A 13,056-nucleotide genomic window follows, 5' to 3' on the forward strand; every position below is an offset into this window, starting at 1 on the left:
CACTCGATGAGCACGATCGATCCGACCGCACGCGTTGAGGATGGCGCCGTGATCGGCGAAGGCACGGTGATCGGTCCCTTCTGCATGATCGGCCCGCATGTGACGATCGGCAAGAACTGCAAACTGATCGGCCATGTGTCTGTGATGGGGCACACCGCAATCGGCGATGACTGCGTGATCTCGCCATTTGCGGGACTTGGTGGCCCGCCACAGGATCTCAGCTATCGCGGCGAGCCGACACGGCTCGAAATTGGCTCCGGCTGTACCATCCGCGAGGGAGTGACGATGAATGTCGGCACCGCAAAGGGCGGCGGGCTGACACGCGTCGGCAATGGTGGCTTCTTCATGAACAACAGCCATGTTGGTCATGACTGCACGGTCGGTAACGGCGCTATCTTCGCGACCTCCGCTACGCTCGGTGGCCACTGCGAGATCGGTGACTTTGTCTATATCGGCGGCCTGTCGGCGGTGCACCAGTTCACCCGGATCGGCTCGCAGGTGATGGTCGGTGGTGTCTGCGGCGTGCGCGACGATGTCATTCCCTTTGGCCTCGTCAATGGCCAATACGCTGTGCTTGAAGGCTTCAACATCATCGGTATGAAACGCCGCAAGTTCACCCGCGAGCGGCTAGCCACGTTACGCGCCTTCTACAAGAGGTTGTTTTACGGCCCCGGCACCTTCGCCGAGCGGCTCGCGTCCGTGCAGGGGTTCGCAGGCGAGGACCCCGCGATCGCGGATATCCTGACCTTCATCGCCAACGGCAAGCATCGGCCGCTTTGTCTTCCGGCCGCGACCGGCCGGGACTGAGCGTGGCGTCCGTGCACGCCGAGCAGGTCTCCTCGCCCGTCGGAATTATCGCGGGCGGCGGAGTGATGCCGTTTGCCGTCGCGGATTCGCTCGCAGCGCGCGGCATCGCGCCGGTGTTGCTCGCGCTGCGCGGCGTCTGCGATCCGGCGCGGCTTGGACGCTTTCGCCATCACTGGATCTCGGTCGGCGAGATCGGGCGGGCGACAAAACTCCTGCGCAGCGAAGGCTGCCGTGACCTCGTTTTCATCGGCACGCTGGGCCGCCCGGCGCTCTCCGATATCAGGCTCGATTGGACGACCCTGCGCGTGCTGCCCCAGGTCTGGGCGTCCTTCCGCGGCGGCGACGATCATCTGCTCTCGGGCGTCGGCCGCATTTTCGAGCGGGAAGGTTTTCGCATGGTCGGCATCAAAGATGTCGCGCCCGATCTGCTTGCGCCCGAAGGCTGCCTCACCCGAGCCGTGCCCGATGCCGATGCGAGCGCCGATATTGCGCTCGCGCGCGAGGTGCTCACCGCGCTGAGCCCATTCGACATCGGGCAGGCGGTGGTGGTGATCGATCGCCACGTGGTCGGCGTGGAGGACATCGAGGGCACCGACGGGTTGCTCGCGCGTATCGCAAGTCTGCGCCAGCAGGGCCGCATCCGCGCCAGGGAAGGTCGCGGCGTGCTGGTGAAGGCGCCGAAGCGCGGCCAGGATCTGCGCTTCGACCTGCCGACCATTGGCCCGCGCACCGTCGAGGGTGTGGCCAAAGCAAAGCTCGCCGGGATCGCGGTGGTCGCCGGCAACGCGCTTCTTGCCGAACCGCAGGCGATGATCGAGCGGGCCGCCGCGGCCGGCCTGTTCGTCGCAGGCGTATCGGCATGATGCTCGCGCGCACGCCAGGGCGGATCGGGCGGCGGATCTTTCTGATCGCCACCGAGGAATCCGGCGACCGGCTGGGCGCTGCGCTGATGAAGGTGCTGCGCCAGCGCCTCGGCGATGCCGTCGAGTTCGAAGGCATCGGCGGCCGCGCCATGGCCAAGGAGGGCCTGGCCACGCTGTTTCCGATCGAGGAGCTGTCGATCGTCGGGCTGGCGGCGGTGGTCAAGCAGTTGCCGAAGATCCTGCGGCTGATCCGGCAGACAGCCGAGGCCGCGCTCGCGGCCGGGCCTGATGTGCTGGTGATCATCGACAGCCCCGACTTCACCCATCGCGTCGCCCGCCTGGTGCGCGCGCGCGACTCCAGCATTCCGATCGTCGACTATGTCTCGCCGTCGGTCTGGGCCTGGCGGCAGGGGCGCGCACGCGCCATGCGCCGCTATGTCGACCATGTGCTGGCGCTGCTGCCATTCGAGCCTGCGGCCTATCAGCGGCTGCAGGGGCCGCCCTGCAGCTATGTCGGCCATCCCCTGACCGAGCAGCTCGCAAGCCTCAGGCCCAACGCAACCGAGCAGGCACGCCGCAGCGGTGAGCCGCCGGTGCTCTTGGTTTTGCCCGGCAGCCGCCGCAGCGAGGTCCGGCATCATCTTGCGGTGTTCGGCGCTGCGCTCGGACAGTTGCGCGCACAAGGTGTTGCCTTCGAGCTGATGCTGCCGACCATGCCGCATCTTCTGGACACGGTGCGTGAGGGCATTGCGGACTGGCCGGTTGCGCCCACCATCGTGATGGGCGAGGCGGAAAAGCGCGCGGCCTTCCGAAGCGCGCGCGCAGCACTCGCCAAGTCCGGCACGGTGACGCTCGAGCTTGCGATCTCCGGCGTGCCGATGGTCACGGCCTACAAGGTGGGCGCAGTGGAGGCTTTCATCCTCAGGCGCGCGATCAAGGTGCAGTCGGTCATCCTCGCCAATCTGGTGATCGGCGAGGCGGTGATTCCGGAATTCCTGCAGCAGAACTGCACCCCGGAAAACCTCGCGGGGGCGTTGCGGACCGTTCTGTCCGACTCGCCGGAGCGCCGGCGGCAGGTCGAGGCGTTCCAGAAGATCGACCCGATCATGTCGACCGGCAAGGAGCCACCGAGCGTGCGCGCCGCCGACATCGTGCTGGCCACGATGCGCAAGGGCAGGCGAACAATCTAAAGCATGATCCGGAAAAGTGTGTAGCGGTTTTCCGAAAAGATCATGCTCAATCAAAGACCTAGAGCATTCGCGGTTCTGATCGAATTAGAATCGAAGCTCTAGATTCTTGTTTTGACGCGTTTTCTTCACGCGAACCGGTGTCCACTTCGCTCGAAAACGCTTTAAGGCGCGACGACGATCCAACCAAATCTCATCGCGCTTTAGGTGATCGCGTTCGCCACGGCCTTGCTGATCGCGGCAATCGCCGCGTTGCGCTTGTCGTCGCCGGCCGGACATTGCGTCAGATAGGCTGTGATCATGATCGGCGCGCGGCCAGCCGGCCAGATCACGGCAATGTCGTTGGAGGTGCCGTGCGCACCTGAACCGGTCTTGTCGCCGACGCGCCAGTCCTTCGGCAGGCCGGCGCGCAGCCTGGCATCGCCGGTCTTGCAGCCGACCAGCCATTTGTTCAGCTGGTCCCGCGAGGCTGGAAGCAATGCCACGCCGAGCGCGAGCGTCTGCAGGTTGCACGCCATGGCCGCGGGCGTCGTGGTGTCGCGCGGATCACCCGCTTCCGCCGTGTTGAGTTCGGGCTCGGTGCGATCGAGTCGGGTCACGGAATCGCCGATGGCGCGGGCGTATTGGGTGATGGCCGATGGTCCGCCCATGCTCGCAAGCAGGAGATTGGCGGCGGTGTTGTCGCTCAGGATCACTGCGGCCTCGCACAGCTCCGCGACCGTCATGTCGTTGCCCGCGTGCTGCTTCGTTACCGGCGCGTAGTCCAGGAGATCGGCCGACGTGACGGGGATGCGCCGCGTGAGCTGTTCCTTGCCGGCATCGACACGCGCAAGCATCGCGGCCACACAGAGAAATTTGAAGGTGCTGCACATCGGAAACAGCTCGTCCTGGCGATGGCCTGCCGTCGCGCCGGTTCCGGTATCGAGCACGCCTGCGCCGAGTCGGCCGCCGCTATCGGCTTCGACCCTGGCAAAGGCCTCTGCGAGGCCGCCGAGCCCGTTGTCCGACGACCAGGCCGACGAGTGCCAGCCGATGGTCGACGCGCCAGCGATGGTTGCGAATGCGGCGGTTGAGAAGCGGCGGCGGGTCAGCATGTCAGGTCTCCTTTGCAGGGCGCGCTTGGTGGCAAGCAATGGAGGCGCAATGGAGGCAGGCCCGCACAGCGCGACATCCGATCGCACCAACAAGAATCCCGTCCGAGACGGTTGCCTCGGACGGGAGCTGCAGCTGCAAAACTGAACGACGTGCGTCTTACTTGCGCTTGTCGATCGGAATGTAGTCGCGGCGGGTCGGGCCGGTGTAGAGTTGGCGCGGACGGCCGATCTTCTGCTGCGGGTCCTCGATCATCTCGCTCCACTGGCTGATCCAGCCGACGGTGCGCGCGACCGCGAACAGCACGGTGAACATCGAGGTCGGGAAACCCATCGCCTTCAGCGTGATGCCCGAATAGAAGTCGACGTTCGGATACAGCTTGCGCTCGATGAAGTACTGATCGGACAGCGCGATCTTCTCGAGCTCGAGCGCGACCTTGAGTATTGGATCGTCGCCATGGCCGGTCTCCTTCAAGACGGCATGACACATCTTCTGCATGATCTTGGCGCGCGGATCGTAGTTCTTGTAGACGCGGTGGCCGAAGCCCATCAAACGCACTTCGGAGTTCTTGTCCTTCACCTTCTTGATGAAGTCCGGAATGTTTTCGACCCTGCCGATCTGGTAGAGCATGTTGAGCGCCGCCTCGTTGGCGCCGCCATGCGCCGGCCCCCACAGGCAGGCGATGCCGGCGGCGATGCAGGCGAACGGGTTCGCGCCCGAGGAGCCGGCGATACGCACCGTCGAGGTCGAGGCGTTCTGCTCGTGGTCGGCGTGCAGGATGAAGATCTTCTCCAGCGCATCCGCAAGCACCGGGCTGACCTTGTATTCCTCGCAGGGCACCGCGAAGCACATGTTGAGGAAGTTTTCGGCGAACTTCAGCGAGTTCTTCGGATACACGAAGGGCTGGCCGACCGAATATTTGTAGGCCATCGCAGCGAGCGTCGGGATCTTCGCGATCATCCGCATCGAGGCGATCATGCGTTGCTGCGGATCGTTGATGTCGGTGGAGTCGTGGTAGAAAGCGGCGAGTGCGCCGACCGAGGCCACCATCACCGCCATTGGATGCGCGTCGCGGCGGAAGCCCTGGAAGAAGCGGGCCATCTGCTCGTGCACCATAGTGTGGTGGGTGACGCGGAAATCAAAATCCTTCTTCTGCGCCGCGGTCGGCAGCTGCCCATAGAGCAGGAGATAGCACGTCTCCAGGAAGTCGCCGTGCTCGGCGAGTTGCTCGATCGGATAACCGCGGTATTCGAGAACGCCGGCATCGCCGTCGATATAGGTGATCTTGGACTGGCAGCTCGCGGTCGAGGTGAAGCCCGGATCGTAGGTGAAGAGGCCGGATTGGCCATAGAGCTTGCCGATGTCGATCACGTCAGGACCGACAGTGCCGCTCTGAATCGGGAGATCGTAGGTCTTGTTGCCGACCGTCAGCGTTGCAGTTTTTGTGTTGGATGCGTCCATCGTGAGTCCCCGATGAAATCGTTGTGAAAGCCGGCCGGCTAAGCCTGTCCGGACTAGGTGAGAGGCGGGCGTCAGCCGGTTATTCCAGGAGCGCTCGGGAAATGGGTATCTTATTGCTATGTGCGCTGCAAGATAGGCGCTTCAAGGGGTAACGCCCGACTTAAGTTGAGGCCTGATCGGCCAGTCTTTGCAGCGATTCCGCCCGTCCCAGCACCGAAAGGACCTCAAATATACCGGGCGAGGTGGTCTTGCCGGTCAAAGCGACGCGCAGCGGCTGGGCGACGGCGCCAAGCTTGAGCCCATTGGCCTCGGCAAAGGCCCGCATCGCCGCTTCCGTGGTCTCCTGCGTCCAGGGAGCGACGCTTTCCAGCGCCGCGTGCAGCCGGCCGACCAGCACGCGGGTCTCCGGCGTCAACAAGGCTAGCGCCTTCGGCTCGATCGTAAGCGGCCGGTCGGCGAAAATGAAATTGGCGCCGTCGATCAGTTCGAGCAGGGTCTTGGCACGCTCCTTCAGGCTCGGCATGGCTGCCAAGAGCTGGGCGCGGGTCACGTCGTTCAGCTTGGGCTTGAGCTCGGCGCCTTGGGGCGCGTGGTCAAGCACGGCCTCGAACATCCTGACCAGCGCAGCGTCGTCGGCATGGCGAATGTAATAGCCGTTGAGGTTTTCCAGCTTGGCGAAATCGAAGCGTGCGGCCGAGCGGCCGACGCCTGCGAGGTCGAAGGCGGCAATCATCTCCTCGGTGGAGAAGATCTCCTGGTCGCCATGGCTCCAGCCGAGCCGCACCAGGTAATTGCGCAGTGCCGCCGGCAGATATCCCATGGCGCGGTAGGCATCGACCCCAAGCGCGCCGTGGCGCTTGCTCAATTTTGAGCCGTCGGGCCCGTGGATGAGCGGGATGTGCGACATGCTCGGGATCGCCCACTCCATCGCATCGTAGATCTGCTTCTGGCGCGCGGCGTTGATCAGGTGGTCGTCGCCCCGGATGATGTGGGTGACGTCCATGTCGTGGTCGTCCACCACGACCGCCAGCATGTAGGTCGGTGTGCCGTCGCCGCGCAACAGCACGAGGTCATCGAGGTTCTCGTTCTGCCAGACCACGCGGCCCTGCACTTGGTCCTCGATCACGGTCTCACCGGTCAGCGGCGCGCGCAGGCGGATGGTCGGCTTCGTGCCGGCCGGCGCCTCGGCCGGATCGCGGTCCCGCCACATGCCGTCATAAAGCCGGGTGCGGCCCTCCGCGCGGGCCTTGTCGCGCATCGTCTGCAGCTCTTCCGGCGTCGCGTAGCAGCGGTAGGCGCGGCCCGCAGCGAGGAGCTGCTCCGCCACCTCGCGGTGGCGCGCGGCGCGGCTGAACTGGTAGATGACCTCGCCGTCCCAATCGAGCTCCAGCCATTTCAGCCCGTCCAGGATGGCAGCGATGGCCGCTTCGGTGGAACGCTCGCGGTCAGTGTCCTCGATTCGCAGCAGCATCTTGCCGCCGTGCTTGCGGGCATAGAGCCAGTTGAACAGCGCGGTCCGCGCCCCTCCGATGTGGAGGAAGCCGGTGGGCGAGGGGGCGAAGCGGGTGACGACGGAATTGGTCATGAGGAAACGAGGTCGTGGGCTGCAGGGGCGGTGGTGTATAGCAGGAACGGTGCATAACTAAAGGGTTGGTTGAGGGGGCGGATTCGTTTTGCGCCCCCGGATGCGCTATTGGCTCATCCCGACGAATTTGGCAGAACGGGCGCGGATTTTCCGCTTCCTTAAGGACGACAGAATGGCTCTTGAACCGGCGACCGCGGATACGGCAGAGGTGGGCAGCGACTTCATTCGCGATATCGTCCAGGCCGATCTCGCTGCCCAGACATACAAGCGGATCGTGACCCGGTTCCCGCCGGAGCCGAACGGCTACCTGCACATCGGCCATGCCAAGTCGATCGCGCTCAACTTCGGCATTGCGCAGGAGTTTGCCGGTCAGTGCAATCTGCGCTTCGACGACACCAATCCGACCAAGGAGGAGCAGGAATATATCGATTCCATCCAGGCCGATGTGCGCTGGCTCGGCTTCGACTGGGGCACCAACCTGTTCTACGCCTCCGACTATTTCGACCGGCTCTACGAGTGGGCGGAAGGCATGATCCAGGCGGGGCTCGCTTATGTCGACGACCAGACGCATGAACAGATCCGTGTCAATCGCGGCACGCTGACCGAGCCGGGCAAGAACTCGCCGTTCCGCGATCGCTCGGCAAAGGAGAATCTCGACCTGTTTCGCCGCATGAAGGCAGGCGAGTTTCCGAACGGCACCCGGGTGCTGCGCGCCAAGATCGACATGGCCTCGCCGAACATCAACCTGCGCGACCCCGTGATGTACCGCATCCTGCATGCGACGCATCCCCGTACCGGCGATAAATGGTCGATCTATCCGAGCTACGATTATGCGCACGGCCAGTCGGATGCCATCGAAGGCATCACGCATTCGGTCTGCACGCTGGAGTTCGAGGATCACCGGCCGCTCTATGACTGGTTCCTGGACAAGCTCCCGGTGCCGGCGCATCCGCATCAGTACGAATTCGCGCGGCTCAACCTGACCTACACGCTGCTGTCGAAGCGCGTGCTGACCATGCTGGTGCGCGACGGCCATGTCTCGGGCTGGGACGACCCGCGCATGCCGACCATTGCCGGCTTGAAGCGGCGCGGCGTGCCGCCGGCGGCGATCCGCAGCTTCATCAAGCGCATCGGCGTGGCCAAGGCCAACAGCGTGGTCGATGTCGGCATGCTCGAGTTCTGCATCCGCGAGGAGCTCAACCGCACGTCGCTCCGCCGCATGGCGGTGCTGCGTCCGCTCAAGGTCGTGATCGAGAACTATCCCGAAGGGCAGACGGAGGAGCTGGAGGCGGTCAACCATCCCGACGATCCTTCGAAGGGCACGCGCCGCATCGCATTCGGCCGCGAGCTCTATGTCGAGCGCGAGGATTTCATGGAGAATCCCCCGAAGAAATTCTTTCGCCTGTCGCCCGGAGCCGAGGTACGGCTGCGCTACGCCTATTTCATCAAGTGCCGGGAGGCGATCAAGGACGCATCGGGCGAGGTGGTGGAACTGCGCTGCACCTACGATCCGGCGACGAAGGGCGGCAACGCCCCCGATGGCCGCAAGGTCAAGGCTACCCTGCATTGGCTGCCCGCCGTGCAGTCGCTGCCTGCCGAGATCCGCCTCTATAACCAGCTCTTTGCCAAGCCCAATCCGGATGCCGCGAATTTCGCCGCCGACATCAATCCGGAGTCGCTGGAGGTGTTGAGCGACGCGCGGATCGAGCCGGCGATCGCGCAAGGAAATTCGGACGCGCCCATGCAGTTCGAGCGGCAGGGCTACTTCGTGCGCGACCAGGATTCGACGCCGGCGAAGCTGGTGTTGAACCGAACCATCGGCTTGCGCGACACCTTTGCGAAAGAAGTCGGGGGCAAGGGGTAAGGTTGTCCGCCGGCGCTGGCGTGATCTGGATCACGGCATAGCGCCGGGAGTGGGACTAGCCGAGATCCGGCTTCGAGCCCGGCGGTGTCAGCAGGAGATTTGAGATGCGCAAGCTCGCCATCCTCGTGGTCGCAGCCATGCTGGCCACAGCCTATGCCGGCGCCGATGCGTCGGAAAAGGCCCGCCGCAAGCACGCCGCCAACCCGCCCAAGGCCAGATCCGAGCGGCCGGTTGAGAACCCCGTGACGCGACTACCGGTCCCTGCTGATACGTTCAGGGCGTAAGGCCTAAAGCATGATCCGGAAAAGTGTGCAGCGGTTTTCCGAAAAGATCATGCTCAATCAAAGACCTAAAGCGCGATGACGATGCAACCAAACCTCATCGCGCTTTAGGCCGCCCGGTGACCGGTCGGGCACCCTTGCGTTCGTGCTGCCCGGACTAGGCAGCCTTTCGGCCAAGCCGTCTCTCGCGCACTGTCGTGGCAGCTTGCGGCAGGCAAAGGGTGAAGGCATCGACCAGCCGGCGCCGCCAAGGCTGCGTCAGTATCGAAAGCTTTCCTTCGACCAGGGCCAATCTCTCCCGGGCTGCCAGCGTTTCCACGCTCGACTTGAGCAGTTCGGCGAGGAGCTTGTTCGTGCGCTCGCACTCTCTTTCAAAGTCGGCCCGATGGCCGCGGGCCGTAGCCTCCATCTCGATCAGCTCGGTCTGCAACGTCTCGATTTTTTGCTTGAGGGTTGTGACCGCCTGTTGAGCGGCCGGTATTTGTGGCGACCGAGCGACCGGAGAATGATTGATTTCCGTGAGGTCGACCTGGACCAGTGTTTTGCCGTCGTTGGAACGAGAGCGCGGCAATCGATGTCGCTTCACCAGCGCCCGTGCGGCTTCGGGCGAGATTTTGAGCCTTTCGCCCAGTTCGGCATATGTCAGCATCTCAAGGGGCACGTCGTTTGCTCCCGTCTCATCGGGCGGTCACCGCCTGAACACGGCAAACGATAGCAGTCCCGAGTTAAGAGTTGGTTCACCATGAGCAGTGGCTGACCGGCATGTCGCCAATGCTCAATGCCGTTCGATCCTGGCGCGCCATAAGGCATCGAAGGTATCCGAGGCGGCCGGCGCCCACGCCTGTGAATCCAATGGATCTTCAGGCTTCTCTTTGACAGCGCTTGCGAGCTCCCTGCTGGAATCCGGCTGTGCTGCAATCCGTGCGGGCCATTGCAGCAACGACTTCGAAAGCATGGGCTTGCCTTCGTACCAGCATTTGCGTCCATCGATGATGCGCCAGGACCAGTACCCGTGCTGGTTTGAGGGGGCCGCGGCGCACTGCTGCTTCGCCTGCGCGGTGGGCATCATCCAAATCAATGAGGATGTCGTAATGCAGACCGCCAGAACGGTGGGGGGAAGGTGCTTCGTCATCGGAAGCACTCAAGACTGCTTCGCTGCTGCAATCGACTTACAGCGGCCACCGGATCGGGCGGTTCGCGAACCGCCGCCAACAGCCTGTCGCTGATGAGCTCGCTAATATTCTGCGATTGGGGCCGGCGACATTCCTCAAATATGGATTGAGCTACGCATATAATTTGAAGGGTCAATTGCTGATCAGTCATCACCCTCACTCGAACAAATTGACACGAATCAAGTAGGCACGGAAATCAAGTCATCTTTTAGGTTTTCCATCATCAATTTTTCTTTCATCGTGGAACCCGGCACCGCACCGAAGTCCCGAGCCTCCTACTGATTCTCATTTTGTTCCGGTATCTGGGTATTGCCTGCTTCAGGTAGCATCGACGCACAGCTTGTATTCAAAGTGGCGTTCGATGGTGGGGCGGGGCGGGGGCAGGGTGCGCGAGATCGCAGGCACGTGGCCGCCGCGCGGCGCCATGCAGGCCGGGGGCTTTGCTCCTGCCGGCTTCGATGTCTGGACCGCCGCTCTCGTCGCCAGGCTGAAGGGCTGGGCGCGGGCGGAAGCAGGGGCGGGGCGGCTCTTTCCCTGGGTGCCGGTGGCGTTCGGCGGTGGGATCGCGGTCTATTTTGCGGCGGACCACGAGCCGGCGCTTTTGGCGGCGGTGCCGCTCGCCGTTGGGCTTTGCATGGCGGCTTTTCTGCTGCGGCGGCAAAGATACTTTCCCGCTCTGGTGCTTGCGGCGGCCGCCGCCGCCGGCTTTGCCACCGGGACGATCAGGACGGCGCGCCTCGCCCACATTGTCCTCACCCGTCCGCTTTACGATGTGTCGCTGTCAGGTTTTGTCGAGACGCGTGACATTCGCGAGCGCACCGACCGTTTCGTGCTGCGCGTGACCGACATTCAACTGCCACGTGGCGACATCAGGCTCGACCGCGTGCGGCTCTCCGTGCGCAAGGGCACCGCGCCCGATGTCGGCAGTTTTGTCAGCCTGAAGGCGCGGCTGATGCCACCGCTGCCTCCGTTGCGGCCAGGGTCTTACGATTTCGCGCGCGACCTGTTCTTCCAGGGCATCGGCGCCTCCGGCTTTGCGATTGGCGCGATCACGGTGGCAGAGCCGGCCGGGAGCGGCGGGCTCGGCCTGCGCTATGCAACAATCATGCAGGGCCTGCGCGACGCCATCGACCGGCGCATCCGCACGCGCCTTGACGGCGATGAGCGGGCGATTGCGACCGCGCTGCTCACCGGGCGGCGCGATGCCATCACCGAGCCCGTCAACGATGCGATGTTCATCTCCGGCCTCGGCCATGTCCTGTCGATCTCCGGCTATCACATGGCTGTCGTCGCCGGCGTCGTGTTCTTTGCCGTGCGCGCGCTGCTTGCGCTGATCCCCAGCCTGACGGTGGGCTTCCCGATAAAGAAATGGTCGGCGGCTGCAGCACTGCTCGCCGCAGCGTTCTATCTGTTGCTGTCGGGCGCCGAAGTCGCGACCCAGCGTTCGTTCTTGATGACGGCAGTGGTCTTGATTGCCGTCATCGTCGACCGCCGCGCCGTCACCTTTCGCACGCTTGCGGTCGCCGCCCTCATCGTGCTTTCGCTTGCACCCGAAGCACTGGTGCACCCGAGCTTCCAGATGTCGTTTGCGGCAACCCTTGGGCTCGTTGCGCTGGTGCAACTCGGTATGCCGCGCTTGTTTGCGACGCCCGACAGTTCCGCCGCGACACGCATCGCGCTGTGGGGCGGCCGGGAGATATCGATGCTGGTGCTGGCTTCGCTGGTCGCAGGCCTTGCGACCACGCCCTATGCTGCCTTCCACTTCCATCGGGTCACGCCCTATGGCGTGCTGGCCAATCTCGCGGCGATGCCGGTGGTGTCGGTGCTGGTGATGCCGGCCGGCCTGTTCGGGCTTGCGGCGATGCCGTTCGGCCTCGACGGCGTGTTCTGGTGGCTGATGGGGATCGGCATCGACTGGATGATTGCGGTGACGAGATGGGTCGCGGCCCTTCCGGGCGCGGTCGGCCGCATGGCGGCGTTCGGCACGGGGCCGTTGATCACGGCGTCCATCGGCATCATCGTGATGGGCCTGTTGCGCACGCCGCTGCGCTGGTCGGGCGCTGCGGCGCTTGTGCTCGCTGTGGTCTGGGCGCTGACGGTGGCGCAGCCCGAGGTGCTGATTTCCGCAGACGGCCGCAGCGTCGCGGTGCGTGGCCGCGACGGCCATCTGCATCTGATGCAGACAGGGAAGGATGTCTTTCTGGTCAAGGAATGGCTCGCCGCCGATGCGGACGCACGCCTGCCGGGCGAGGCTTCGCTCGCAAGCGGCGTCTCCTGCGACGATCAGGGTTGCGTGGCGGCGCTCGCCGACGGCGGGCTGGTGACGCACGCAAACAGCGCGGAGGCGATCTTGGATGACTGCGACCGCGCCGCGCTCATTGTCAGCGCTCGCCAGGCGCCGCGCGATTGCCCGGCCGCTGTGATTGACCGCGACCGGCTGCGCCGGCAAGGCGCGCTCACGCTGCGACGCAAGGCCGACGGCTTCGATGTGGAGGCGGCGAAGCCACCGGGCTTCGACCGGCCCTGGGCCCCGGCCTCGGGCGAGGATGCAACCGATGCTGCGACCTTGTCACGCCTACAAGCCGCGCGCCGCAAGGATGTAACGCCGTCCGAAAGCGACCTGCAGCCTGACGATTGACGGCCGGCCGTTTGCAGGAAGCAAGGCTCGCAACCCATTGCGGCTTGCTCTCGCAAGCACTTGGGCCGGTGACGGCGGTGGGCCGCTGGAGCAGCGATCGGGATCG

Annotated in this window: 11 protein-coding genes; 6 read left to right on the top strand and 5 right to left on the bottom strand. The window is 64.4% G+C overall.

What is annotated here, in order from left to right; translation table 11 throughout:
- Positions 1-6 precede the first annotated feature (6 nt).
- The 3 genes from lpxA to lpxB are packed head-to-tail and all read left to right on the top strand — an operon-like array spanning position 7 to position 2,860.
- Positions 7-807, top strand: coding sequence for an acyl-ACP--UDP-N-acetylglucosamine O-acyltransferase (gene lpxA, locus A3AI_RS0127955; RefSeq protein ID WP_024518752.1), 801 nt, complete (start codon positions 7-9; stop codon positions 805-807).
- Between the two features lie 2 nt (positions 808-809).
- The gene (locus A3AI_RS0127960) at positions 810-1,670 is read left to right on the top strand and encodes an LpxI family protein (RefSeq protein ID WP_502685772.1); all 861 of its coding nucleotides are present in this window, start codon (positions 810-812) and stop codon (positions 1,668-1,670) included.
- The gene (gene lpxB, locus A3AI_RS0127965) at positions 1,667-2,860 is read left to right on the top strand and encodes a lipid-A-disaccharide synthase (protein WP_036049830.1); all 1,194 of its coding nucleotides are present in this window, start codon (positions 1,667-1,669) and stop codon (positions 2,858-2,860) included. Before A3AI_RS0127960 ends, lpxB begins: the two co-directional genes overlap by 4 nt.
- 200 nt (positions 2,861-3,060) lie before the next feature.
- On the opposite strand, the gene bla is transcribed toward lpxB, so the two are convergent.
- The 3 genes from bla to gltX all read right to left on the bottom strand — a co-directional run bounded on the left by bla (position 3,061) and on the right by gltX (position 6,995).
- The gene (bla, locus tag A3AI_RS0127970) at positions 3,061-3,951 is read right to left on the bottom strand and encodes a class A beta-lactamase (RefSeq protein WP_024518755.1); all 891 of its coding nucleotides are present in this window, start codon (positions 3,949-3,951) and stop codon (positions 3,061-3,063) included.
- 157 nt (positions 3,952-4,108) lie between these two features.
- The gene (gltA, locus tag A3AI_RS0127975; protein WP_024518756.1) at positions 4,109-5,410 is read right to left on the bottom strand and encodes a citrate synthase; all 1,302 of its coding nucleotides are present in this window, start codon (positions 5,408-5,410) and stop codon (positions 4,109-4,111) included.
- A 160-nt stretch (positions 5,411-5,570) separates the two neighbouring features.
- Positions 5,571-6,995, bottom strand: coding sequence for a glutamate--tRNA ligase (gltX, locus tag A3AI_RS0127980; RefSeq protein ID WP_024518757.1), 1,425 nt, complete (start codon positions 6,993-6,995; stop codon positions 5,571-5,573).
- A gap of 172 nt (positions 6,996-7,167) precedes the next feature.
- Here gltX and A3AI_RS0127985 point away from each other — a divergent pair, with 172 nt between their 5' ends.
- Together A3AI_RS0127985 and A3AI_RS0127990 are read left to right on the top strand one after the other, a co-directional pair.
- Positions 7,168-8,859 carry a glutamine--tRNA ligase/YqeY domain fusion protein gene (locus tag A3AI_RS0127985; RefSeq protein WP_024518758.1) on the top strand — a complete coding sequence of 564 codons (1,692 nt, stop codon included), beginning with the start codon at positions 7,168-7,170 and terminating at the stop codon, positions 8,857-8,859.
- Between the two features lie 104 nt (positions 8,860-8,963).
- The gene (locus A3AI_RS0127990; RefSeq protein WP_024518759.1) at positions 8,964-9,143 is read left to right on the top strand and encodes a hypothetical protein; all 180 of its coding nucleotides are present in this window, start codon (positions 8,964-8,966) and stop codon (positions 9,141-9,143) included.
- Between the two features lie 154 nt (positions 9,144-9,297).
- Here A3AI_RS0127990 and A3AI_RS43525 read toward each other — a convergent pair whose 3' ends face one another.
- Positions 9,298-9,789, bottom strand: coding sequence for a hypothetical protein (locus A3AI_RS43525; protein WP_024518760.1), 492 nt, complete (start codon positions 9,787-9,789; stop codon positions 9,298-9,300).
- A 126-nt stretch (positions 9,790-9,915) separates the two neighbouring features.
- On the bottom strand, positions 9,916-10,272 hold the full coding sequence (locus tag A3AI_RS0128000; RefSeq protein ID WP_024518761.1) for a hypothetical protein: 357 nt from the start codon (positions 10,270-10,272) through the stop codon (positions 9,916-9,918).
- Between the two features lie 401 nt (positions 10,273-10,673).
- Between A3AI_RS0128000 and A3AI_RS0128005 the strand changes: the two genes are divergently transcribed.
- A complete protein-coding gene (locus A3AI_RS0128005; protein WP_024518762.1) occupies positions 10,674-12,950 on the top strand; it encodes a ComEC/Rec2 family competence protein in 2,277 nt (758 codons plus the stop codon).
- Positions 12,951-13,056: the final 106 nt, after the last annotated feature.

The organism is Bradyrhizobium sp. Tv2a-2 (genome assembly GCF_000472425.1).
Taxonomy (GTDB): domain Bacteria; phylum Pseudomonadota; class Alphaproteobacteria; order Rhizobiales; family Xanthobacteraceae; genus Bradyrhizobium.